Source organism: Ruegeria sp. N11 (assembly GCF_056531525.1).
On record NZ_JBQFLX010000008.1, the window covers coordinates 121948 to 146740 of the forward strand.

Annotated in this window: 18 protein-coding genes; 4 read left to right on the forward strand and 14 right to left on the reverse strand. The window is 56.8% G+C overall.

The genetic code is table 11. The features are described from left to right. Positions 1-775: 775 nt before the first annotated feature. The 4 genes from ACR0J8_RS10525 to ACR0J8_RS10540 all read right to left on the reverse strand — a co-directional run bounded on the left by ACR0J8_RS10525 (position 776) and on the right by ACR0J8_RS10540 (position 7033). Complete coding sequence (locus ACR0J8_RS10525; RefSeq protein ID WP_480524607.1) at positions 776-2542, reverse strand: ABC transporter ATP-binding protein; 1767 nt, start codon at positions 2540-2542, stop codon at positions 776-778. A 241-nt stretch (positions 2543-2783) separates the two neighbouring features. Continuing rightward, the gene (locus tag ACR0J8_RS10530) at positions 2784-3485 is read right to left on the reverse strand and encodes a response regulator transcription factor (RefSeq protein WP_480524609.1); all 702 of its coding nucleotides are present in this window, start codon (positions 3483-3485) and stop codon (positions 2784-2786) included. Beyond that, entirely contained in the window at positions 3485-5350 is a 1866-nt protein-coding gene (locus tag ACR0J8_RS10535; protein WP_480524731.1) for a PAS-domain containing protein, read from the reverse strand. The genes ACR0J8_RS10530 and ACR0J8_RS10535 overlap by 1 nt, the downstream gene beginning before the upstream one ends. Before the next feature lie 144 nt (positions 5351-5494). Beyond that, positions 5495-7033, reverse strand: a complete 1539-nt coding sequence (locus ACR0J8_RS10540; RefSeq protein ID WP_480524611.1) for an alkaline phosphatase family protein — start codon at positions 7031-7033, stop codon at positions 5495-5497. 165 nt (positions 7034-7198) lie between these two features. Here ACR0J8_RS10540 and zapE point away from each other — a divergent pair, with 165 nt between their 5' ends. After that, positions 7199-8257 (forward strand): cell division protein ZapE, encoded by a 1059-nt coding sequence (zapE, locus tag ACR0J8_RS10545; protein WP_170614075.1) that lies wholly within the window; start codon positions 7199-7201, stop codon positions 8255-8257. 55 nt (positions 8258-8312) lie between these two features. On the opposite strand, the gene ACR0J8_RS10550 is transcribed toward zapE, so the two are convergent. From ACR0J8_RS10550 to ACR0J8_RS10565, 4 genes are read right to left on the reverse strand one after another with little or no spacing between them, the layout of a single operon-like run. Then, on the reverse strand, positions 8313-9587 hold the full coding sequence (locus ACR0J8_RS10550; RefSeq protein WP_480524613.1) for a bifunctional folylpolyglutamate synthase/dihydrofolate synthase: 1275 nt from the start codon (positions 9585-9587) through the stop codon (positions 8313-8315). Then, entirely contained in the window at positions 9584-10516 is a 933-nt protein-coding gene (gene accD / locus ACR0J8_RS10555) for an acetyl-CoA carboxylase, carboxyltransferase subunit beta (RefSeq protein ID WP_170614077.1), read from the reverse strand. Before accD ends, ACR0J8_RS10550 begins: the two co-directional genes overlap by 4 nt. 59 nt (positions 10517-10575) lie before the next feature. Further along, on the reverse strand, positions 10576-11478 hold the full coding sequence (locus tag ACR0J8_RS10560) for a CPBP family intramembrane glutamic endopeptidase (protein WP_480890062.1): 903 nt from the start codon (positions 11476-11478) through the stop codon (positions 10576-10578). Then, the gene (locus tag ACR0J8_RS10565) at positions 11468-14554 is read right to left on the reverse strand and encodes an ABC transporter transmembrane domain-containing protein (RefSeq protein WP_480524618.1); all 3087 of its coding nucleotides are present in this window, start codon (positions 14552-14554) and stop codon (positions 11468-11470) included. Before ACR0J8_RS10565 ends, ACR0J8_RS10560 begins: the two co-directional genes overlap by 11 nt. A 247-nt stretch (positions 14555-14801) precedes the next feature. Between ACR0J8_RS10565 and ACR0J8_RS10570 the strand changes: the two genes are divergently transcribed. From ACR0J8_RS10570 to ACR0J8_RS10580, 3 genes are all read left to right on the forward strand, one after another. Then, positions 14802-15563, forward strand: coding sequence for a DUF6478 family protein (locus ACR0J8_RS10570; RefSeq protein WP_480524620.1), 762 nt, complete (start codon positions 14802-14804; stop codon positions 15561-15563). A gap of 12 nt (positions 15564-15575) precedes the next feature. Then, positions 15576-15935 carry a hypothetical protein gene (locus tag ACR0J8_RS10575; protein WP_480890066.1) on the forward strand — a complete coding sequence of 120 codons (360 nt, stop codon included), beginning with the start codon at positions 15576-15578 and terminating at the stop codon, positions 15933-15935. 110 nt (positions 15936-16045) lie between these two features. Beyond that, complete coding sequence (locus tag ACR0J8_RS10580) at positions 16046-17572, forward strand: MFS transporter (RefSeq protein WP_480524624.1); 1527 nt, start codon at positions 16046-16048, stop codon at positions 17570-17572. Between the two features lie 65 nt (positions 17573-17637). On the opposite strand, the gene ACR0J8_RS10585 is transcribed toward ACR0J8_RS10580, so the two are convergent. From ACR0J8_RS10585 to ACR0J8_RS10610, 6 genes are all read right to left on the reverse strand, one after another. Further along, a complete protein-coding gene (locus ACR0J8_RS10585) occupies positions 17638-18978 on the reverse strand; it encodes a S41 family peptidase (protein ID WP_170619328.1) in 1341 nt (446 codons plus the stop codon). Positions 18979-18984: 6 nt separating this feature from the next. Then, positions 18985-20115, reverse strand: a complete 1131-nt coding sequence (locus tag ACR0J8_RS10590) for a murein hydrolase activator EnvC family protein (protein ID WP_480524626.1) — start codon at positions 20113-20115, stop codon at positions 18985-18987. Beyond that, positions 20112-21629, reverse strand: coding sequence for a 2,3-bisphosphoglycerate-independent phosphoglycerate mutase (gpmI, locus tag ACR0J8_RS10595; protein ID WP_480524628.1), 1518 nt, complete (start codon positions 21627-21629; stop codon positions 20112-20114). The genes ACR0J8_RS10590 and gpmI overlap by 4 nt, the downstream gene beginning before the upstream one ends. 126 nt (positions 21630-21755) lie before the next feature. Beyond that, entirely contained in the window at positions 21756-23426 is a 1671-nt protein-coding gene (locus tag ACR0J8_RS10600; RefSeq protein ID WP_480524630.1) for a sulfatase-like hydrolase/transferase, read from the reverse strand. Positions 23427-23495: 69 nt separating this feature from the next. Beyond that, positions 23496-23732, reverse strand: coding sequence for a (Na+)-NQR maturation NqrM (gene nqrM / locus ACR0J8_RS10605; protein ID WP_480524632.1), 237 nt, complete (start codon positions 23730-23732; stop codon positions 23496-23498). A gap of 15 nt (positions 23733-23747) precedes the next feature. Beyond that, positions 23748-24773 carry an FAD:protein FMN transferase gene (locus ACR0J8_RS10610; protein ID WP_480524634.1) on the reverse strand — a complete coding sequence of 342 codons (1026 nt, stop codon included), beginning with the start codon at positions 24771-24773 and terminating at the stop codon, positions 23748-23750. Positions 24774-24793 lie beyond the last annotated feature (20 nt).

Below are 24793 nucleotides of genomic sequence, written 5' to 3' on the forward strand. Positions count from 1 at the left end.
CAACTAATACGGAAAGAAAATCCTGTCCAAGTCGGCTGATTCACACGACCGCTACAGCTCTGAACTTTGCATCAAGCGTCAGTAGTTTGATTGTTGCGAGATCCTTGGGTACGGCGTTGTTAAGCATAGCATCTTTCAGCATTCACTTTAGATGATCGCTCGCATTCCCAACGCTCGTAGCTACTTCCCATCCGAAACGATCATGCCGCCAAACTTGGTTTTGTTCCTAGGACGTAGCTTCGCTAGTCCCATATTTGTTTCCCAACGTCAGGGTTGTAACCCTCGCTTTGTATTCTTTGATTCCTCCAATGATCTGATCGCCTGATAATCTTTGTTTCATCGTCCATCCGTTTGTTATATCAGTCAACAGAACCTCATTGGCCTGTTTTCAGGGGGCCTGTTCAAGGTCAAGACGACCGCCGCCTTTTAAATTGCCCGCTGCGGCAGGCTAGACGGCGGGATTTTCCGCGTCGGTGCGGATACGATCAATCGGTCCGACGAAACGAAGAAGAGGTGTTTGTGGTCGAGATCCAAAACCGACAGCACAATGTTGGACGGCAACTGTGCAGAGATAGAAATCATCCCTGGCATGGTTATATTCTCACGGGTCGACAGTCAGTCCTCGACTACCTAGTCCAACCTGTTTTCAAAAAATAAAAGACAAGGCATTGCGAGAATAGCATCTGCCGGCGTTTCCGGCTAACCGCCGCGCCGGGTGAAGCTTGCTTAATCCCGGGCCCGAATTTCAAATCCGGGAAGCTATGCATAAATTGGTTCAGGAGGCAGGCTGCTTGAACTGCTGGTCAAACAAACGCCGGAATGCCCCGTTACGCTGCATCAGGTTGTCGAGATTACCCTGTTCGATCACCTCTCCATCCTGAACAACCATAATCTTGTCGGCCTCCAACACAGTCGATAACCGATGCGCGATCACGATCGTGGTGACATTTTTGGTCAGTTTGTCGAGCGCTTCTTTCACATAAGATTCTGATTCCGCATCCAATGCGCTGGTTGCCTCGTCAAGCAACAGAATTTCTGCCTGGCGCAGGATTGCACGCGCAATTGCCAGGCGTTGCTTCTGCCCACCGGACAGAAACGCGCCATTTTCACCCACCTGCGTGTCATATCCGTTTGGCAATTCAGTAATAAAGTCATGGGCATGTGCCGCGCGGGCGGCTTCCATGACTTCTTCAACCGTTGCGTCGGGACGCGCGTATCGAAGATTGTCCATTACGCTGGCGGAAAACAGGAAGGTGTCTTGCCCGACGTAAGAGATTTTACGCCGCAAAGAAGCGAAGCTCACGTCCATGACATCTTGTCCGTCGATTTCGATGCGCCCCTGATCCGGATCATAGAAACGCATGATCAGGCCAAAGATGGTGGACTTGCCACCGCCAGACTGCCCCACCAGCGCAGTGGTTTTTCCCGCTTCAAAAGTCAGGTCCATATTCTTGAGAATGGGCAAGGAACCTTGATAGCCAAAAGTCACATCATTTAGCCGAACCTCGCCGGGACCTGGGCGCAGCTGAACGGGTTCGATGCTTTCACGCATCGGGTCTTCCTGGTCCAGCAACTGGAACATCATGCCGATTGGCACCAATGTCGTCTCGATGACCACGCGCATCTTGGAAAGTCGTTTGGCCGGTTCATAAGCCATCAGCAAAGCGGTGATGAAGGACATCAGTTGCCCCGGTGTGGTCGGTTCGCTGCCTGCAATTCCAATCGTGCTGATGATCAGAATGGCCGCAATCGCTATACCTGCCAAAAATTCCATCAATGGGCTGGCGATTGATTGCAGCCGTGAAATGGAGTTGGCACGGCTTTCGACGGCTTTGATCGCTTGATTCATGCGGTCGGCCATGTGATTTTCTAGTGCAAAAACCTTAATAATTTTGATGCCCCCCGAAGTTTCCTGAAGAACTTTTATGATCTCCGCCAGAGATTTCATTTCGGACAGCATGATAACGCGCACGCTCTTTAGCAAAATTCTGACACTTAGCAGGGCGATTGGTCCCACCACGAAAAACAGCACCGACAAAATAGGTTGCTGATAAACCATCACAAATACCAGACCGACAAGGGTCAGCGCGTCGCGAACGAAACTCGTGACAACGACATCAACAAGGCGCCTTGCAGCCAGAGCACCCTGTGTCACGATCATCAAAAGATCAGAGGATTCAGTGTCGGCAAAGAAACCGACACCTCGTTTCAGCAGTTTCGCATATAGCTGTTCCTGCTGTACGGCGATGATCCGATTCCCGGCACGCGCCAGAAACACAGACTGCATGTAAGACGCCGCTGCTTTTGTAAAAAACAACCCCATAATTGCCAATGCGACGAGATAGACCTTTGAACGGGCTTCTGGCGTCGTCATGGCGTTGACTATGTTTTCCATCATCCAGGCGGTGCCCGCGGTTGTCCCCGCGACAACGACCATGGCGGCCATGGCGATGCCATAAAGCCAACCCTGGCTGCGCAAGCTGCTGCCAACCAGTCGGCCTATGTGGCCGGATCGCCATTGATCCCAGAAATTTCTGACCATTCTACTCTCCAGGCCCTCAATTGCGTTCGACACCTGCTGCCGACGCGATCTTCAATGTGTCGGAAACGATCTTGTTGCTTGTCTTTTCAGGAAAGACGGGTTGGTGTTAGTTAAGCGGGACGGTTGCAAGAATCCATAGCTGGCTCAAAGATAAAATTGGACATCCCCCAACTGTATGAAAAAGCGATGAAATTCGAAAATCTCAAGCAGATGCAGTTGGGAAGATCGTGGGCTGAGCAAATCATTGCCAATCAACTTCTCCCAAAAAAATGTACCCGGCACCGTAAATTGTTTTGATAAGGCGCGGATTTTTGGGATCTTCGCCCAGTTTTGTGCGCAGACGTGAAATTCGCACATCCATCGCCCTGTCGAAACTCTCACCTGCGGCGCCGCCTAAGGTTTCCTGCATCTGCGCCCGACTGATCAACCGTTTCGGGCTTTCCAGAAACAGGCGCAGAACCTCACCTTCGGCATGGCTGAACGGAGTTTCCGAACCGGTTCCGTCCACAAGAACATAGCGATCGAAATATGCGGTCCAGCCATTGAAATATGCCACTTCCGACTGCGGAGACTGGGTTCTTGGTGCGCGCAATCTTGCGCGGATTCGGGCGACAACCTCGGCCGGGTCGAAAGGTTTGGTGATATAGTCATCGGCCCCAAGCTCCAACCCGGTGACGCGATCCTGCACCTGCACCCTGCCCGAAATGATAATTACGGCTGCCCCCTGTTCCAGCGCCAGTCGGTGTACCAACGCCAGCCCGTCTGTATCCGGAAGCGACAGATCAACAAGGCAGACGTCCGGTGTCACCCGTTTCAGCGAGGCTTCGAATTCGCGGGCGCGTGAAAAGCTTTGTGTGCGGAATCCGGCCTCTTCCAACGCATCCGTCAATATGCGCCGTATTTCGGGCTCGTCATCAAGGATGGTCACCAATGGTTGGTTCATCAGGCGGCCTCGGTTCGGATCAGTGCAGACAATTGTGCCCGGGAGAACGGTTTACGCAACACCGGCGCCAAAGCAAGCGCTTGTCGATGCAGAGGGTCGGAATAGGGCAAGGATGTCATCAGAATACAGGGAAGGCCAAGCTTCAGCCGCTCAAGCAGATCAATCCCGGTGGCTGGTCCATCAAGCCGGATATCGGACAGAACCAGCGCGATGTCGTCAATATCCAAGATCAAACCGAGCGCTTCATCAACTGACGTGGCCTCGATCACAGAATAGCCGAGGTCAACAAGCAGGTCGCGGAACTGGCAACGTAATTCGTCGTTATCCTCGACAAGTAGAACAAGACCGCCGCGGCCTGATGGTGCGGGCCTGTAGGGCAATCGCATGACAACGGATGCACCTGATTGCGTGTTGCGCAAATTCAGGTCTCCGCCAGCCAGTTTGACGGTATCGTAAACCATCGGGAGGCCTAACCCCGACCCGTCGCTGCCTTTGGTCGTGAAAAACGGGTTAAGAGCCTTTTCCAAAGCTTCGGGTGAAAATCCGGGCCCGGTGTCGGATACGGTGATTTCGGCCCATATTCTTCCGATCGCATGGGCGCTGATGGTGATCTGACCGGAATTGCCGCATGCGTCACGCGCGTTCAGGACAAGATTGAGCATTGCATCCTGGACCATACCAGGGTCGAGCATCAGCGCCTCGTCCGGCAATGTATTGACCACCGACAGCCCCACCCCCCGCGGCAATGATGGCGACGCAAGAATGCGAAGGTCTTCCAGCAGCCCTCGCATGTCGGTCGCCTTGGGTTGAGGTGTCCGGTTTCCCGTCATATCCGCGATCCGGTTCAGCAATTGTCCGCCACGGCGCGCTGTTTGTTGAGTGGCCGAAACAAGTTCCTGCGCCTCTTCGGGCAGGTCCATCTTGTTCAGCCGCGCCTGCATCCCCAGAATGATCGTCAGCAGGTTTGAAAAATCATGTGCCATGCCGCTGGTCATCTGCGCCGCCATTGCGCGGCGGCTGGCCTGTTGCAAGGCGACCCTGGCTTGCGTTTCTTCGGTCACGTCGACCGACATTATGTAGACGCCCCCTGCCCCGTCCGGGGTGAAAGAAACCCGTATCCGGCGCGAATCCTGATCCTCGGTAAACTCAAAAACCGAAGTTTCGCCGCCATAGGCGCGTTCCAGATAGGGTTCGACCCGTTCAAACGCTGAAGGACCCAGCGCCTCGGAGATGTGCAGGCCTGCAATCTCAGACGGTCGGCCCGGCATGACGGAACTCAGGCGGCGGTTTGAGTAGTCGTAGATACCGTCTCGTCTGAGATGAGCGATATGGGCCGGCATCATCTCCGTCGTCAAACGGGTGCGGGCCTCAATCTCGGTCAGTTGGCGCTTTGCCTCTTCCAGAGCTGAGTTGGTTGCGGCCAGCTTTCGGTTCGCGGCTGACAATTCCTCGGCATGGCTCAGCAACTGTCCGGACAGTTCCTCGGACCGTGCGCGCAACAGGTTCTCAGCCCGTTTTGTGCTGGTGATATCTGTATACACCGCGACCCAACCACCCTGTGGCAACGGTGCCCCCTCGATCGAGATAACCTGTCCGTTTGGTCGCGCCCGTTCCATGTAATGCGGTTCGAAATTCAGCGCCTGCTCGACGCGGGCCTTTACCATTTCGTCCACATTTCCGTCGCCGCCATATTCCCCTCGGCTGGCGAGAAACTGAATGGTGTCGTGAAACAAGGCGCCGGGGCGGACCAGGGTGTCGGGCAGATCGAACATTTCCTGAAAGCGGCGATTGCTGACGACAAGCCGCAATTGGCTGTCGTAAATCGAAAGGGCCTGACCGATCAGATTCAGACCGGCCATGGTCATTGCTTTCATATGCTGTTCGGTGGTGTCCAAGACAGTTCTCCCCACGGAACAGGCGTAACATCAGAACCCCCGCAGGTGTAGGGGGCAGAGATGCGACAAAAACAGGCCGGACCTGCCTTGGGCTCATGATCACGCTGCACTGCCCTAGTCTGGATAGCGCTCTTTCGACTTGGCACCCTCTGGCGTCAGAGAATAAAGGGAAAGCGTGTGGTCCGCATTGCGCATGCGGTGCCGTAGCATCTGACGCCCAAGCCGGCCCAGATCCGAAGCGAATTCGGGATTGTTCGCGACATTCTCAAGCTCACCCTTGCCGGCATGGTCAAAAAGGATCGGAGGCAGATCAGCGGCGAACTCAACCAGCGTGAACCGGTCGTCCCGAAGAATGCTCAGGTTCGAGTCGCTGTTGCCGGTTCCCAATTGCTGCTGCCACAGAGTTGGCTTTTCAGGTTCCGAAAAATCAAGCTCACTGAACGAATACCTGCGCCAGTCTTCGGGAACATCACCCTTCAGCAGCGGCACAAGCGAGCGTCCGTCCATCGAGTTCGGAACTGATTTGCCCACCCAGTCGAGAATGGTTGGGGTAACGTCCACGGATTCCGTTGGCACGTCGACGACCGAACCCGCGCGGGCTGAATTCCCCGGCATCCTGATAATCAGGGGCGTATGATAGGCGGCATCAAACACCGTCATTTTGCCCCAGGTATGCCGATCGCCCAGCATCTCGCCATGGTCGGCGGTGATCACCAACAAGGTGTTGTCATATTGCCCGCTTTCCTTCAGGTACTGGATTACACGCCCGACGTGATGATCGACCTCAGTCGCAAGACCCAGATAGACGGAACGCAGGGTTTGAACGTTTTCCTGTGTCGGTTCAATTTGCCCCATGCCCTTTACAAAGCCGGTGGCCGTTTGGGATTGCATCGAAGGGGCAAAAAACGGGTGCAGCGCCGCTTCGGCCTGCTGGTCCGGGAATCCGGCGGGCAGAGGCAACTCGGCAGGATCGTACATGTCATTATACGGCGCAGGTGCGACAAGCGGCGGGTGCGGCCGGATATAGGTCAGATGGGCGAACCAGTTCTGTTTGTGGTACGCGGCGATACCATTCAGAAAAGCGTCCGTCAGAAAGGCCGTGTCACTGTCTTCGGCCCGGTACAGCGCCGGATCATTCAGTTTCGGGGTACTCCCAGTTGGTGATACGGGCTTGTAGACATCCCAGTAATCGTCGAACGAATAGCCCTTTTGCATCAGATGAGATTGCCAGGGAAAAGATTCCTCGAGCCGCATTTCGACCACCTCGTGAAACCCCTGCATCGGGTACTCATAAGACTTGAGCGAAGGGTCTTTGGGATCAAACACGCGCGGATCGGCGGACGTGTCGGTGTAGCCGAACAACATGGGCAGATATCCGGCCTTGCGCATCTCGGTCGCGACATTGGGAATGTCGTGGCGCAGCGGCGTTCCGTTGCGGACAGAGCGGTGGTTCATCGCGTACTGACCGGTCAGTATCGAAGCCCGGGACGGGCCGCACGGGTTGGTCACCGAGAAGTGACGCGTAAAGGTGACCGCATCGCTCATGAACGTGCGCAAATTGGGCAGATCCACATGCTTCGCCAATGCGCCTGCCAGACAATCTGCACGCAGTTGGTCGATGATTATGAATAAGACGTTTCCTGCCTGTGACATGTCCGCAATCCTGTTTAGCCACGCTTCTGTCTGGCGCGGACTTTGTCTTGGTTCCGGCGCTCGTGCAACACGTTGACAGATTTTTTCAGAGCGAAGCCCGTCAAAAACGAAGCCGAGAGAAAAAGGCCGCTTTTCAAGGGGCAGAGCGGACGCTATGGCTCAGACATGACGGATTTGATTTCACTTTACGAGGCCCGCATTGCCGATGGCAGCCTGATCAGGGATGACGCGCAGGAGGCCGTTCTGCCACAGTTCGAGCGTATTCGCGCCACCCTAGCCGAACCTGTCAAACGCGGTTTCTTCCGAAAAGCCCCCCCTGCCCCCAAAGGCCTTTACCTGTGGGGTGGCGTCGGGCGCGGCAAGTCCATGCTGATGGACATGTTTGTGGATGCGCTGGAGGATATTCCTGCACGGCGCGTGCACTTCCATGCTTTTATGCAGGAAATTCACGCGGGTATGCACAAGGCCCGAAAGGAAGGGGTCGAGGACGCGCTGGCACCCGTTGCCGAGGCAGTTGTCAAATCAGTCCGATTGCTGGCCTTTGACGAAATGCAGATCACGGACATAACGGACGCGATGATCGTGGGCCGCCTGTTCGACCTTTTGCATGCAGGCGGGGTGGTCGTGATCACCACGTCGAATAGGCACCCGGATGAGCTGTACAAAAACGGGCTGAACCGACAGTTGTTTCTGCCATTCATCGCGCATATCAAGGAACAGCTTGAAGTCTGGGAGCTGATCTCGCCCACCGATTATCGTCAGAACCGTCTGGCGGGTGAGCCGGTGTATTTTACGCCGATCGGGCCAGAGGCCCGGCAGAATATCCGGGCGGTTTGGAATGACCTGTCGGGAGGCGCGGCGGAGCCACTGGTGTTGAAGGTGAACGGCCGGGCCGTTGAACTTCCGGCCTTTCGCAATGGCGTAGCGAGGGCCAGCTTCTATGATTTGTGCGGACGTATGCTGGGCCCGGCAGACTATCTGGCCATTGCGGAAGCGGTGAAAGTGCTGGTTCTGGAAGACGTGCCGCGCCTGTCCCGCAACAACTTCAACGAAGCCAAACGGTTTGTCACTTTGATTGACGCCCTTTACGAGGCCCGGGTCCGGCTGATCTGCTCGGCGGCGGCCGAGCCCGAGATGTTGTATGTCGAAGGTGAAGGAACGTTTGAATTCGAGCGCACCGCCTCACGCCTGCGGGAAATGCAGGATCAGGACTGGGGGAAATAGGAGGCTCTGCCCCCTCGCTCCAGCGCGCTCCGAGGTTTTCCAAACAGAAAAACAACTAGCCGTTTTCGCGCAGGATGTTGCCCGCCAGATAGAGCGAGCCACAGATCAGGACACGGGCCTGTGGGTCTTTGTCCGTGACTGCTGTCAGGGCTGCCGCGACGCTTTCCGCTGTTGAAGCTGGCAGGCCGACCCTTGCGGCCGCAGCCGCAGTGTCGTCAGCGCTGAGCGTGTTGGCCTCGCCGGGAATGGATACGGCGGTCAGGCTTTCGGCCTGATCGGCAAGCGGCGCCAGATAACCAGTGACGTCCTTGGTGTTCAGCATGCCGCAGATCATGTGGGTCGGGCGCTTGGGCAGTTTCGCCAGAACGTCGGCCAACGCCACACCAGCAGCAGCGTTGTGGCCCCCGTCGAGCCACAGTTCAGCGAGCGGAGCCTGTTCTGTCAGTGGCCCTGTTTTCAGGCGCTGCATGCGTGCTAGCCATTCGGCTTTGGTCACGGCGGCCTCATAGGCGTCATCGCCCATTTGCAGATGGCGCAGAACCGCCAGCGCTGCGCCTGCGTTCTGGATTTGGTGCGCGCCCAGCAGATTGGGAAGCGGCAGATCGCGCAATCCTGTTTCGTCCTGATAGATCAGGCGTCCGTTTTCTTCGTGGACGTGCCAGTGTTGGCCATGAACAAGCAGTGGCGCACCCAGTCGCGCGGCGGTGTATTCAATGACCTCGAGCGCTTCGTCTTCTTGCGGGCCCACGATACAGGTCACTCCGGGCTTGATGATGCCGGCCTTTTCGGCTGCAATTTTGCCCAATGTGTCGCCAAGGAACAGTTCATGGTCGATCGAAACCGGCGTGATGACTGTCACCGCAGGCTGGTCCACGACGTTGGTTGCATCCAACCGGCCACCCAGCCCGACTTCAAGGAGCGTATAGTCAGCTTGCGTGCGGGCAAAGGCCAGCAGGGCCGCACAGGTCGTGATTTCGAAATAGGTGATATTCTCACCGTTGTTTGCGGCGTAACACTCGTCCAGAACCGCCGTAAGGTCAGGCTCCGAGATCAGCTCTCCCGCCAGTCGGATTCGCTCGTGAAAGCGGGTCAGGTGGGGGGATGTGTATGCGTGAGCTGTCAGCCCGGCCCCTTCGATCCCTGCGCGGATCATGGCTTGCGTCGAACCTTTGCCGTTGGTTCCGGCAATATGGATGACCGGCGGCAATCGGTTTTGCGGGTGGTCCAGAGCTGCCAATAGACGCCACACACGATCCAAAGTCAGATCGATGATCTTGGGATGCAGCGCCATCATCCGATCAAGGATGACGTCGGATGTCGGGGTCGTCATTTCTCGCCTGCGCCCTCGGTCGAAGCTTCGACCGGTGCTTCCTCCGGCTCTGGTGCGGGAAGGTCGCCTTTGACGGCTGGCGGCAGGCCCATCAGCATTCGGGTGATGGTGATCAGTTCATCGCGCATTTCGGTGCGTTTTGTAACGCGGTCCAGCATTCCGTGATCCAGAAGGTATTCAGCGCGCTGGAATCCTTCTGGCAGTTTCTCGCGGATGGTCTGTTCGATCACGCGCGGTCCGGCAAAGCAGATCAGCGCATTCGGCTCCGAGATATGCACATCGCCCAGCATTGCATAAGACGCGGTGACGCCGCCGGTGGTCGGGTGGGTCAGCACCACGATATAGGGCAGGTTCGCCTCTTTCAGCATTTCCACCGCGACCGTGGTACGGGGCATCTGCATGAGGCTCAGGATGCCTTCCTGCATTCGCGCGCCACCGGCAGCCGAAAACAGGATCAGCGGGCGTTTGAGTTTCACGGCCTCCTGCGCGGCTGCGATGATGGCGTTGCCGACATACATGCCCATCGATCCGCCCATGAACGAAAAATCCTGCGCGGCGGCCACAACTGGCGTGCGGCCGATTTCACCGCTCACGACCAGCATCGCCTCTTTCTCGCCGGTCTTCTTCTGGGCCGCTTTCATGCGGTCGGGATATTTCTTTTGATCCCGAAAATGCAGCGGATCGTCCTTCGGCGCGGGGACTTCGACCTCGGTGAAAATACCGCCATCAAACAGATGCTTAAACCGCTCTCGCGGCGTGATTGCCATGTGGTGATCACATTGCGTGCAGACATTCTGGTTGTCGGCCAGTTCGCGGTGAAACAGCATGGTTCCGCACTCATCGCACTTGTGCCACAGGTTTTCGGGCACTTCCCTGCGCGAGAAGATCGAGTTGATCCGGGGGCGGACGTAGTTTGTGATCCAGTTCATGTCGGAACCTTGCTGATGCGGTTTTGACGTCAAATAAGGCGCTACGTCAGGAAATGCAATCAGCGCCTAAGCGCAAGTCGTGCGGTTAGCCAGCAAACAATCATCATCGCGAAATCCACATACAGCCAGTGTCGTATCACGTCTGTCTGAGACATGTCATAGGGCAGAAGGAACAAGGCAAGACCGCTGAGGTTGTCAGGGATCGAGAAAAACAGCAGCGCCACAACGTTGTTGAAAAAGTGCAACGCCATAGCCGGGCCAAGGGTACCCGACCGCGCGGTGAGATCGGCATTGATCAGGCCAAAAGCGCCGGCCCAGATTGCGATCAGAAGGGCGTTCTCTCCGGATGTGGCCGGCGCGTAGTGACCGGCCGCAAACAACAAGGCAGGCAGACCCATCCAAATCAGGCGCGACCGAAACCGCGCAGCCAGTGATTGCTGAATGTAGCCGCGAAACAGGATTTCCTCGGCGCTGGTTTGTATCAAAACCGCAGTCAGAGACAGCGGCAACAGCAGCAGCCACGTTTCGACAGCCAAATTGGGTTTGAACGGTGCACCAAGATTGTAAGGCGGCAGGATGAAGATCAACGCGGCCAGCAGCACCAATGCCAGAAGTACGCGCCAGAACTGGCGAACGCCCAGACGGCGGGGACCCAGGATGGCTTGCAACGTGCGGTTTTGCATCGCCCCGGCGGCCAGTTTGACCCCCACAGTAATGAACCCGAAGCTAGACAACAGTATCAACAATGCGGACGGTGTTGCCCCTACCTGAAAGCCGGAAACCCACCGCGCGGTGCCAAGACTGAAAATCACAGAAGACAGGGTGAGGTTCAGGAAAACTGCAACACCACCAACAATCGCCAACCCGACCGTAAGTCGCCACAGTTCCGGTCTGTCACGTGCGTCGCGGACAAGCATCTCATGGGCTGCGTATGCCGTATGTGTCGTGATTTTAGGTTCCACTGGTACTGCCGGTATCGGTGAATATGTCCTCTGGGGTTTGCGCGGCGGCAACACGATCGGACACTGTCATCAGGTAACCGGCAACGGTTTCAAGAAGTTGTACGGCGACATTAACGTCGCTTTCCACGACGGCGCGCAGCTCTCCGGCGCCGATCCTGAGAAAGGTACAATCCTGTGTTGCAACCAGATCGAATTGTCTGGCGTCCTTGGTGATAATCGAAAGATCTCCGATCAATCGTCCCGGCTCGATGACCGAGATTACCCGCTTGAGACCCTTGCTGTCGTTCCATTCCAAATTGGCCTGACCGGAAATACACAGGTAGGCCGCGTCAGGTGCCTCGCCGCGGGCAAAGATGGTCTGCCCGGCTGCGGCCTCGTACCATTGTGCGGAAAACGCCAGCAAACGTTGGTTTCTGCCATCCAACTTGGAGAACAACTCGGTCGAGGAGATGATCTTGAGCTTCCGGCTCAAGTCTGCCGTAGCGCCTTCTTCCGCTTCTGTTTGAGTTCTTGACACACCGTCAATACGGCCGTCCTTGATTTCGACGAACAGGTCATACGCTTCGGGATGGGCAAAATGATCTTCCATGAAGATCATGATTGAATCAGGCAGCAGCTCACGCAGTTTCAGGCGGGTGCGCAGTCGGCTTTCCGAATCGTGGCTGGCCAGCACCTTGTCCAGCACCAGAATGTCGGGGCGTTTGATGCCCGCCCGCGAAAACGCGGCACGCTCCTGAAAAACGGTCGGCAGGTTGTTTCCCCCCAGTCCGGACGGCAGATCGTAAATGATCGCGGCGGCGCGGCGGCGCAGCCCGGCTTCGTTCATAACTTCGGCAACTACATCTTCGATCTCGTCTTTTTTGGCCCCGGCCATGATCGAAATGCGTCCGTAAAGCGCATTCTCGATCACGGTCAGACGCGGAATGTAGAGATCCGGCGACACTGGCAGGAACATCCCCTGCATCGATTCCCGGATTCTTTCTGCCTGCGTCTTTCGAATCGTCAAAATTCTGTTCTTGTACTCGTCCGGAAAATTCGGACCAATCTGCTCGGCCGTAAGAAGGAAGGGCACGGTCATCAGCAGGGCTTTTTCTTTCTGACTGATCGCGGCATCACCCTTGGCTTTGCGACGGTCTTCGATGTCCAGCAGGCTGTGGAACATGTCGCGGGACAGGCCAAGGCGCAAAAACAGCGGGTGGTCCGTGCCATCCCGGCCAAATGCCTGGGTCAGTGTTTCAAGCACGGCACTGGAAATGCTCATAGCGTCATCGTCCAGGGCGTTCGCGCTGAGCATCGCCTGGAACCGGTCATCTTCGGCAAGCGTTTCCGGAGAGATATCCTGCGACGGAGACGCAAACAGCAGGTTGCCGCCCAAAGGAACGGCGGGGTTGAACTGATCCGGATCGAATCTGAAGACATATCGGTCCAAGCCGCGCTCGCGCAGACGCTCGGCGACCATCCCACGCAGATCAACAACGTCTTTTGCCAAAGCCGGATGCTGTTCCGGATCGAACCGGGAACGTAAAGTACGGCGGAACATGAACTCGTCGATCCCCATCGCCTCAACAAGCTGGAACCACCAGTCGCGGATGTCGTCAGCACTATCCAGCCCGGCCAGGCTGGGATCGACCCATTCATCCGACAGGGAATCGGGGGGGTTTCCAGCCCGCACGGCCTCGATCTGCCGACGCGAAGGGGCTTTTATCGCGTCCGACTGATGTTGCGGGCGGATCCGCAGGGGCATCAGCAGATTGTCCCCCAGTGTTCCATCGAACAGGTAGGGGCGTGAATAGGCATACCCAATTCGGGCGGCAATCACTGTTTGATGCAGCGAATTGAGATTGTGACCCGCCATAATCACGTCGCCTTGTACCGGCAGCAGCTCTCTTGTCAGCAGTTGAGCCAGCGCACCACGCTCGGCCGCTTGTGGCGACTGTATCGCCACCCGGGCACCCTTTGGGATTGTCAGATCGATATCTTCAAGAATGGTCTTGCCGTCATCATCGCGGACCGTCACGTTTCGCAACTCGATGTCACCGGTCAGGTGCGGGATGGTTTCGGGTTCTCCGGAAAACAGGCTCTCCGGGATCATGTTGGCTGGGGCAAAACGCTCTATCACGATTTCCCAACGCAGCGACATGTCTTGCACCTGATTGTAGTAGGTCAGCAAATCCTTCCAAGGGCCACTCAGATCCTTGTAGGCCCCAAGTGCGGCGACCAGTGCGCCCACTGTCACCTCTCCCGTGATCGCAAGATAACCACCGACCGAGTAGAACAGAAACGGCGTCATCTGCGTGATCAGGTTGTTGATAAACTTCATGAAAAATTTCTTGTTGTAGATCTTGAAGCGGATCTCGAACAAGATGCCCAGCCGATGGCTGAACTGCGCCAGCCGATAACGCCAGCCGCCATTGGTGCGCAGATCACTGATGCCCGCCGCACTCTCACCGATTTCAGAGCTTAGATGTCGAACCTGTTGAATTCTGTCCTTGTTCAGCAGGTTGATCTGGCGTTGCAGTTTCGGGATCAACCAGGCCTGCAACGGGATGAGCGCGACACTGGCCAATCCGAACCAGACGCTTTGCATGAACAGAAATGTGACGATTGTCATCATCTGCCCGAATTGAAACACCGGTTGGGCAATCGCGTCGCCCATCAGCCCACCCATCGGTTCGGCCTCGGAGGTGATCATCGAAACCAATTCGCCCTGGCTGGTGGTGGCGAAATAGGATTTCGGGAACCGCATCGTTCGCTGGATCAGGGAAAAGCGAAGGCGGCGCAGCATACGCTCGGCCAGAACGCCTTTCATCGTGTTGATGCGCATCTTCATCAACCCGCTGGCAATCACCGTGGCCAGAAAAGCAAAGCACAGAATCCAAAGGTATTGGATCTGCGTCACAGTGTAGCCCCAGATCGTCACCGTGTCAGTGGGCGCCCCAATTGCATCGTTTATGATCTGTTTGGGCAACTCGAGCGAGGCATAGAGAAAGGGAAACGACAATACGGTCAGCAGCAACAATACAAGCTGCTGTTTCTTCGAGTATTTCCAGATAAACGAAAACAGAGTGGGTTCCATGACCGCCCTTGTCCTGAGAAATTCGGATGTGCGCTGTTTGACGGATGTTCCACTGCGATCCGGTATCAGACGGTAAGCACTGCCCCGGTCTATTGCAAGAACGGGCGCGGCTTTGGCAGAAAGGTGCGGTTCTGTCCAGCCCGCCGCAGATCACATTTCCGGAAAATTAAGCGCTGAAATGCTGTAATTCGGGTTTAACCGCCACTTGGTCTTTGACTAAACAGGTACAACTTTGGACGATAGGATCATGGGCAGTTTTCTGGATCGCTATATGCATCGCAAGACTCTGGGGCATTGGCGCCAAGCCGCAAAGGCTGCGACCGAAACGCCTGAGCCATTGCTGCGCAGGCAACGGGATGAGGCGCGTAAATTTCGGACTATTCTTGACTGGCTGATCCAACAGGCCGACGAACGGCTGGCCCGGCCACTGATTGGTTCGGTGCAGTTTCCCAAACCGCTTGCTACGGACTGGTCGTGGCGTCCGGATTTGTGGCGCGGGCGGCTGTCCAGGCACGGTATCGCGTCGGCCCCGCGAAAAGCGCCGATGGACCGGCAGGTAACCCTGTTTCATGATTGCGAGCAGTCCGAAATCGGAATGCGCCAGATACGCAATCGCCGTGACAAGGACCTGGCCCCATTCAGCCTTGCGATCGAGGTGTTCGGGTTCACCGGTTCATTTCTTTCTCTGTCGGTCGAGCTGCCACAAGATGCGGCGCAGGACTTGACGCGCCAACACCTGATGCGTGTCGATACGTTGATCGAAGGCGAGCGGAACGGAGAAATTTTCGCACGTCTCAACATTCAGCACGGCCCAAATACGGAACAGGTGTTGCGCAAACTTGACGAAAACCGAACCTCGAACGCAATGGACTTTGACCTTGCGCATCTGTCTTTGAACGAGAAACGTGTTGAAAAGATCTGGCTGGATCTGATCTTTGACGATCCTGGGATGAATCGGATCGTTTTGCGCGATTTGACGTTCTGCCGCCATTTCCGAGCTGACTTGTAAGGTGCTTGCCGCATGACCCTTCACTCCCTCACATGCACACGGTTTGAAGACGGGTTTTGGCAAGGTCATCTGCAGGCCGAAACGGAACCCAAGATCGAAGTGCGCTATCTCGGTGAACCGCTGGAACAGTTCAGCGTTTCACGCGCGGATGGCGGTTGGGATCTGAGTATTCAGTTGCCCATCTCCGCCCTTTCCGAAGGGGTGCACTGTTTTGTGATCGTCGACACCGCAACGACGAACAGGCTGGGCGACATCACGGTGATCGCGGGCACTCCCGCTGCAGATGACCTGAGGGCTGAGGTGGAGCTTTTGCGCGCCGAACTGGACATGCTGAAACGCGCGTTCCGGCGGATCTGCAGCAGCGCGGAATAGACCGGGCGTTCAGCTTGTCATACCGGCTGAACCCTTAAACTGCTGTTTTCCTATCTTTTTTGACCGGCTTGATGCATTATCGGGACATCCGGAGCAACCTGGGTTTCTCAATGGACCGCAGTAGTATCATCAAGGTCATCGCCCTTATGGTGACCGCATTTGGGATCGGGATTGATTTTACCGGTGCGCTGATGCTGATCCCGGCCATCGAAAACAGCTTTGATGCCGACATTACAAGCACCCAGTGGGTGCTCAATATCTACGCCCTGTTTTTCGCCATGACCATGGTCGCCGGCGGGCGGCTCGGCGACATGTACGGGCACCGAAAGATCATGATCATCGGTCTTTCGATCTTCCTGTTTTCTTCCATCCTATGCTTTGTCTCCCCCGGTCTGGACTACCTGATCGGAGCACGAGCCCTGCAAGGCATCGGAGCCGGATGTATCTGGCCCTGCACACTGGCCTTCGGTGCCACCAAAGTGTCAAAGCCCGAGCATCGGGCCCTGGTTATGGGGCTGATCCTTGCGGGTGTAACCAGCGGCAATGTCTTCGGTCCGATGATCAGCGGCTTTGCCGTCAACCTTGGTGACTGGCGATTGTTCTTTCTGGCCAACGTCGTGTTCTCCTGCATTTCGATGGCGACAGCCCTGTTTTTGATGGAACGTGAGACCAAACACAAACAAGGCGAACACATCGATTTTGCCGGGATGGGCATCCTGTCCTTCGCGGTCTTGCTGCTGCTTTATGCCCTGGATGTCGGTGCGGAGTGGGGCTGGACTTCGGTTCCGCTGCTTCTTCTGTTCTTTGTTAGCGCAGTCCTGTTTCTGTTGTTCCCACGTGTCGAAAAACGCGTAAAGGAACCTTTGCTGCTGCCTCAGTTGATGCAGAACCGAGAATTTTTGATCACGCTGGGCCTGAACATGTTCAATGTGTCTGCGGCCTTTGTGGGTTTGCTGTATTTCCCGCAATACATGCAGAAAGTACTGGGCTGGAGCGTTTTTCAATCGGCGCTTGGGCTGGCACCGCTGACTGTTCTATTGGCGGTCGGATCCATTGTTTCAGGAACGCTTTACAACGATTTCGGTCCAAAAAGGCTGATGTTCTGGGGCTACCTGATCGCGACAATTGGCGCAGTAACTGTTGTCGTCTTGCCGCAGGGCCTTGGCTATTTCCAAATTCTGCCAGGCATGGCGTTCATCGGATTGGGGGCGACGCTGACTGTCGGGCCGTCGGGAACGGCGGCAGTCTGCGCTGTAAAGCCCGAACGGGCGGGTCTCGTCGGCGGGCTTAGCTTCATGACCCATCTGGTCTACGGGGCCATTGCCGTCGCCTGCGCCACGGCAATCATGTATGTCACAAGCCTTGCCAGCCTGCGCGACAAACTGACTGCGGCCGGTGTCACACTGTCTGATGCTGAACTTCAGGCAATCAATGGCGGAACGCTGACCACCAAATCCGCGCAGGCAGTCATGCAGAAGCTCAGTGAAAGTGAAGTTGCGACGGTCAAAACCGCGATAGCCCAAGCATTCGATACCGGCATGAACATGGCGTTTGTCTTTGCAGCGATTTCCGTGTCCGTCGGGATCGTACTTGCGCTGATGCTGGATGAAAGCAAGCTGCACAAAATCGAAAGCTGATCGCAGCCGAACAAAGATCTGTTCCGGTAACGAGGGCCGCCGAAACCGGCGGCCCAATTTATTTGTTACTGCGAAGGCCCGTTGGGGTTGAAGGCCGACAGGCCTTTCAGGATATCGATGGCATAGGCCAACTGATAGTCCTTTTCCCGCAACTCGGCAGTCGCTTCGGCACGGGCCCGGTCTTCTTCGATCTGGCGAATTTCATCCTCGCTCAGGCTGTCGTTGTTCAGGCTGCCACGCAGGTCGGCCTCGGACCGAGTGCGTGCATTGCCCTCTTCCTCTTCGGGTTCTGGGGCTGGGCGCGGTTGCTCGACGATGATGTCGGGGCTGACGCCAAGCGCCTGAATCGAGCGGCCCGAAGGCGTATAATAGCGTGATGTGGTCAAACGCATTGCGCCGTCGCCGCGCAATGGCATGACTGTCTGGACCGAGCCTTTGCCAAAGCTCTTGGTGCCAACAACAATCGCACGGCGATGATCCTGAAGCGCCCCCGCTACAATTTCCGAGGCCGAGGCTGACCCGCCGTTGATCAGAACCACAATCGGCTTACCTTCAGTCAGATCTCCTGCCGTTGCATTGAACCTTTCGCCTTCGCCCGGATCGCGGCCGCGGGTCGAAACGATTTCGCCTTCATTCAAAAAGGCGTCCGACACCTTGATCGCCTGTGTCAGCAAGCCGCCCGGATTGTTCCGCAAATCCAGCACTACGCCATTGACCTTTTCGATCCCGCCGGCTTCTTCGATCTGCTCTTTCAATCCGGCTTCCAGATTGGGGTAGGTCTGATCATTGAATGTGGTCACACGCAGAACGACGCTGGTGCCTTCGGTCCGTGCTCGTACGGCGGTCAACTTGATGGTGTCGCGGATAATGGTGACGTCAAACGGTTCCTGCTCGCCTTCGCGCACCACCGTGATCACGATCTCCGAGCCGACCGGCCCGCGCATCAGATCCACCGCCTTGTCCAGCGTCAGGCCCAGAATGCTTTCACCATCAACGTGGGTGATGAAGTCGCCGGCTTCGATCCCCGCCTCGTCCGCGGGGGTATCATCGATGGGTGAGACGACTTTGACGAAGCCTTCTTCTTGTGTGACCTCAATCCCTAGCCCTCCGAATTCACCGCGTGTCTGCACGCGCATCTGTTCGGCGTCGTCAGGCGACAGGTAGCTGGAATGCGGATCCAATGAGGTCAGCATTCCGTCAATGGCTGCCTCGATCAGCTCCTCCGGCTCGACTTCTTCGACATATTGGGCGCGGATACGTTCGAAAATGTCCCCGAACAGATCCAATTGCTCATACACGCTGGCCTTGCTTTCGGCCTCTTGCGCCAGCAAAGGTCCGGCAATCTGAGTGGTTGCGATAATGCCTGCCACAGTTCCGGCCAGACCGGCCATCACAAATCTCTTCATGTTTGTTTATCCATCCTTGTTGGTCCGAAACCACGATTCCGGGTCCACCGGGCTATTATCCTGTCTTACCTCTATATAGAGCGTTTCTGACCGGTCAGTTCCAGTGCCATCACTTGTAGTTGACAAAATAGCGCCGATTTCCGGCGTTTCACCAGGCATTAGCCCCACCGGCGTTCCTTCGGTGATCACTTCTCCGGGTGTACCGAAGACCTCTTGCAACCCGGAAAAGACAAAAAGCAATCCGGGCTGGGGTTCCAGGATCATCAGGTTGCCAAGGTCCAGCAGCGGCCCGCGATACCGGATCGTCGCTGCGGTGGGTGTCGTGACCAGCGCGCGCGGCCGGGTGCCCAGCACGATACCGGGGCGCTTCACCCCGGCGGCGTCCGTTTCCCCTGAACTGTGCAGCAGAACACCCTGAACGGGCAAAGCAAGGTTTCCTTTTCTGTTCGAAATATCGGCGTCGGTTTCGGCAATACCGCCTTCCGATATTTCGGCCAGACCGCTGGCAAACCCATCCAGTGTTTCCGTCGAGGAAATCAGGATCGCCGTGCTGATGGGGTCTTCGACAAACCGGCGCGGCAGGTCCGTTCGATCGGCAATGGCCTCGCTTAGTTTGGTGCGCGCATTCTGCACTCCGGTCAGACCCTTGGTCAGGGTTTCGGCGGCGTTTTGCTGCAGTTGGCGAAGTGTCCGAACCTCGTGCAAGTCCTGAGCAAGCGCTTGCGCACGTGCATTCAGGCCGGGCGTGACTTCGGCCAGCATCATGCCGGTACGCGCGGCCCCCAAAGGACCGGACGGATGCAGGATCAGTACGGGCGGCGTTGTTGTTTCGATGGTTTGCAACACGCCCAGCAACTGCGCGATTTCTTTTTCCCGCGCGCGCAGTTCTTCTGTCAGCTGCACCTCTCGGGTGGCGGCCTTGCGCAAGCCGTCGCGCATGGCGCTTAGCCCGGCTTCATAAGCCTGCACCGTTTCGGTCAGGGCGCGCACCCGATCCCGGGCGCTGTCGGCTTCGGCCAGCGCAATCGAGGCCTCTTCCAGCATTTGCGCTGCCTCCAACGCGGCAGCCGACGGGTCCGTTTGGGCGTAAACAGGCGAGGCCAGCAAGACTGAAAGAAGCGCGGCCCGCACTGTCATGACAGAAGGCTCTGGCCAGTCATTTCCGCAGGTTGATCCAGCCCCATCAGCGCTAAAAGCGTTGGCGCCAGGTCCGACAACCGGCCATCGCGCAACTTGGAACCAGCGGGTCCACCGACCAGCGCGACCGGCACTCGGTTCAATGTATGAGCGGTATGCGGTCCACCGGCTTCAGGGTCGACCATGACTTCGCAATTCCCGTGATCGGCTGTCACGATCATGGCTCCGCCTGCTTTGTCCAGCGCGGTAACCACCTGCGCCAGACCTTGATCAACGGCTTCGCACGCCTTTATCGCGGCGTTCAGATCGCCTGTGTGCCCGACCATATCCGGGTTGGCGTAATTGGTGACGATCAGATCATACCCGGCTTCGATGGCCTCGACGAATTTGGCCGTGACCTCGGCTGACGACATCTCGGGCTGAAGATCATAGGTCGCCACCTTGGGCGATTTCGGCATGAAACGGTCTTCGCCAACCTCGGGCGTTTCCTTGCCGCCGTTCAGAAAGAACGTCACATGAGGATATTTTTCGGTTTCCGCCAAGCGGAACTGCCGCAACCCTTGTTTGGCAACCCATTCCCCAAGCGTGTTGACGATGGCGCGTTTCGGGAAAACGGTGGTCATGTAGGCGTTGTGCCCGTCGGAGTATTCAACCATTCCCAGCAAAGCTGACAGGGCCGGGCGCGGTCCGGTGTCGAAATCGTCGAATCCCGGCTCGCCAATTGCGCGCAGTATTTCCCGCGCACGGTCGGCGCGGAAATTCAGACAGAAAATACCATCGCCATCGTGGACACCTGTGTAGCCGCTCAGAACCGTGGGTGTTATGAATTCATCCGTTTCGGATTGGTTATACGCATGGTCCACAGCACCATGTGCGGTGGCGGCGGTACGCCCCTGCCCCTTGATGATCGCCTCATAGGCTTCTGCAACGCGTTCCCAGCGATTGTCGCGGTCCATGGCATAATACCGTCCGCTGACAGTCACGATCCGCGCGACATCTGGCAGGCGCTCTTCCAGTTCGGCCAAAAACCCAAATGCGGATTTTGGCGCAACGTCCCGTCCGTCTGTCATGACGTGCAGGGCGACAGGTACACCTGCGTCTGTCACGGCCTTGGCCGCAGCAACGATGTGATCAAGATGGCCATGTACCCCGCCATCCGAAGCGATACCCATCAAGTGCGCCGTTCCGCCCGAGGCCTTTACCTTACTGATGAAGGCCTGAAGGGCATTGTTTTCAAAGAAACTGCCGTCTTCGATCGACAGATCAATCTGCCCCAGATCCATGGCAACCACTCGCCCGGCCCCAATGTTCGTGTGCCCGACCTCAGAATTTCCCATCTGCCCGCTGGGCAGACCCACATCCGGCCCATGTGTAATCAACGTCGCATGGGGACCGCGTTCCATGATCGCGTCAAAGGTCGGCGTTTTCGCCAGATAAGGCGCGTTGGCCTGCGTGTCTTCGGACAATCCCCAGCCATCTAGGATGCACAGGACAACGGGTTTGGGGGCGGCCATGAAGTTTCTCCGGAACACTGCTTTGACAGTCTTCTACCCGCTGCCCATCCGGGCGTGAACCGTCTTTGCGGTGTGTGAAGCAGAATTAATCGGTCCCTTCGTCACTTTGGCGCGAAACCCGCGTTTTCAGTCCTTCAGATAATCCTGGTAAGGATGTGCCTTGCGGTTGCGGTATTTGACCGTCAGTTCCAGCGGAGTGTCGTTTTCGTCGTAAATACCGATCATGATCCCTGTGCCCCCGCTTCGGCTGCGCATTCCGATCAACTGCTCTTCAGACCGGGTTGTGCGCTGTGACGGGCGACGCGTCCAGGCAAACAGGTGATCATACATCTGGGCGATGACGTCCGTATGATCCGCACTGTCACCCAGATCGACCAGTTCGTCGGGATCGTTTTCAAGATCGAACAGGATCGGTCTGTGCCCGCCTTCGCAATGGACAAGTTTCCATTTTTCGTTGGCGACCATGAACATCACGGCATCGCGTACAGATGCGTTCAGCTTTTGCGCTATGGGAGAAGCGGAGTAGTCGTATTCACAGACTGCGACACTGCGGGGCGTTTTGTCGGCTTGCCCGCGAAGGATGGGCAGCAGGGAATGCCCTTCCAGGATATGCCCGGCCATTTCGCCGCCCGCCACCTCAAGAAAGGTTGGTGCCAGATCAATCGCCTCGACCAGCGCGTCGCAGGTGGTGCCTCGCGTGGCGTCCGCCTGAGAGGAAGGGTCGTAGATGATCAGCGGCATCTTGGTCGAGGCGTCGTGGAAGAAGGTCTTTTCCCCCATCCAGTGATCGCCCAGAAAATCCCCATGGTCCGAGGTCAGCACGATCATCGTGTCGTCCATCCGCCCGGTTTCCTCCATCCAGTCGAACAACCGCCCCATCTGGTCATCCGCCTGTTTGATCAGCCCCATATAGGCCGGGATCACGGCATCGCGGACCTCCTGACGCGAGAAGGCCTGCCCGACTTTCGTGTCCATAAAGGCTCGGAGCACTGGATGCGCATTTTCGCGCTCGGCCTCGGACCGGACCACAGGCAGCACATGTTCGGGTCCATACATCGAGGCATAAGGCTCCGGCACTACGTAAGGCCAGTGCGGCTTGATGTAGCTGAGGTGACAGCACCACGGCCCGTCATGACTTTCCATGAACTCAATGCCGCGCGTTGTCAGATAGGGCGTTTCACTGTCTTCTTCCGCGATATTTGCCGGCTCGGATGAGTTTTTAAGGAACCAGCCTGACAATACGTTGCCGTCGGCATCCAGGCCGGAATTGGCAAAGTCATGCCAGGGGTTGTCGCTGTCGTATCCTTTGTCCCGGAGATATTGATTGTATTTCTTTGCCCCGTCCGGATCATAGAACCCGTCCGGTCCTTCAGCGCGCAACCCGTCATCGCGTTCGAAGACGTCAAAGCCGCATTCCGCGACGCGAGCGCCAATGACGCTGTCGGGTTCCAGTCCCAGGCGGGCCATCCCTTCGGCGTCGGCAGCCATATGTGTCTTGCCGACCAGCCAGCACCCCATCCCCGCTTTGCGCAGGTGATCGCCCAATGTGATTTCACCAACTTTCAGGGGAATGTTGTTCCATGAGGCACCATGGGAATGCACATAGCGCCCGGTATAGGTCGACATGCGCGAACTTCCGCAGATCGGGGACTGAATATAGGCGCGATTAAACCGGACACCGCGTGCGGCCAGTTTGTCGATATTCGGGGTATGCAGGTGTGGATGTCCGTAACAGCTGAGGTAATCCCAGCGCAGCTGGTCGAACATGATGAACAGGATATTTTTGGCTTCGGCCAATGCAATGCCCCCCTTTGATCCGGGACCTGCTTAGCTATTTCCCGCCCAAGAGCGAAGTCCAAACTTCAATCAGGCTTGTCGTTCCATCTGTTCGAGCATTTTTTTGGCGCGTTTGCACTGCAACTGGTCCCGCAGCGGGCTGTTGGGGTCGACGTCTTTTTTGCACACAACGCATTTGTCCGCGCCCGAGATTGCATTCAGACCGCCGCAGCTGCCTTTGATCGTCTTGCCCATCAGCATGACGCCCAGCGACATCCCTACCATGATGATCAGCAGTAGTATGAAGGCCAGAATAAATGTGCTCATCTCAGGTCCTGCCTGTCAGTTGGTGCTCAAAGCGTCTTTGAACGCGGTACTGTGAACAGTAATAAAGGCATCTTCGCCGCCTGTCACATCCCGAGATATGAAGAACACGGCTAGTTTATGCTTTTCGGCCAGTTCCAGCCCTTTCTCCTGCCCCAGCGCCAGCATTGCCGTGGCCCACGCATCCGCCATCATCGCGTTTTCGGCCAGTACGGTGACCGAGGTTGTGCGATGTGTGATCGGTCGTCCGGTCGTGGGATCGATGATATGGGAATACCGCACACCGTCCTGTTCGAAGAAATTCTTGTAATCGCCCGAGGTCGCCATGCCCAGATCGTTCAGCGATACGATCAGTTGCAGGTTTTGCCCGCCTGCTTCGGGTTTTTCGACCCCGATGCGCCAGACCTCACCCTTGTCATTCTCGCCTTTGGTTACAAGATCGCCACCGATCTCGACCATGTAGTTCTCAATCCCCGCTTCGCTTAGGGTTTCGGCCACCGCGTCGATCCCATAGCCTTTGGCGATAGCCGACAGGTTGATGCCCACTGCCGGATCGGATTTGGCCAGCGTTCCGGCGTCACGGTCCAAGGTCAGCAGCCGGGATTGCCCGACACCTTCCAGAGCGGCTTGAATCTCAGCATCCGACGGCACCGGGTCCTCGGGCTTGCGCGGGCCAAACCCCCACAATTCGATCAGCGGGCCCAGAGTCACGTCAAAGGTTCCGCCGGATTTTTCATGCACATCGTCAGCGGCGGTCAAAACCAGAGCGAACTCGTCCGAGACCGGAACGGGCGAAGTGTCGGTCGAAGCTGAAAATGTCGAAACCTCTGAGTTGGGATCCCAGTTGGACATCTTGGCGTTCACTGCGGCCAGTGTTTCCTGCACGGCTGCGGCCAGGGCTTCCTCATCCACATCTTCGCCAATGGCGGTGATGTTGAATGTTGTTCCCATGGTTTCGCCCGACAGACGGACCACTTCGGGTTCTTTGTCAAACAAACAGCCAGAAACAAACAGAACTAAAGCCAGAACAGGCAGATGGCGCATCGGGGAACTCCCTGGAAAAC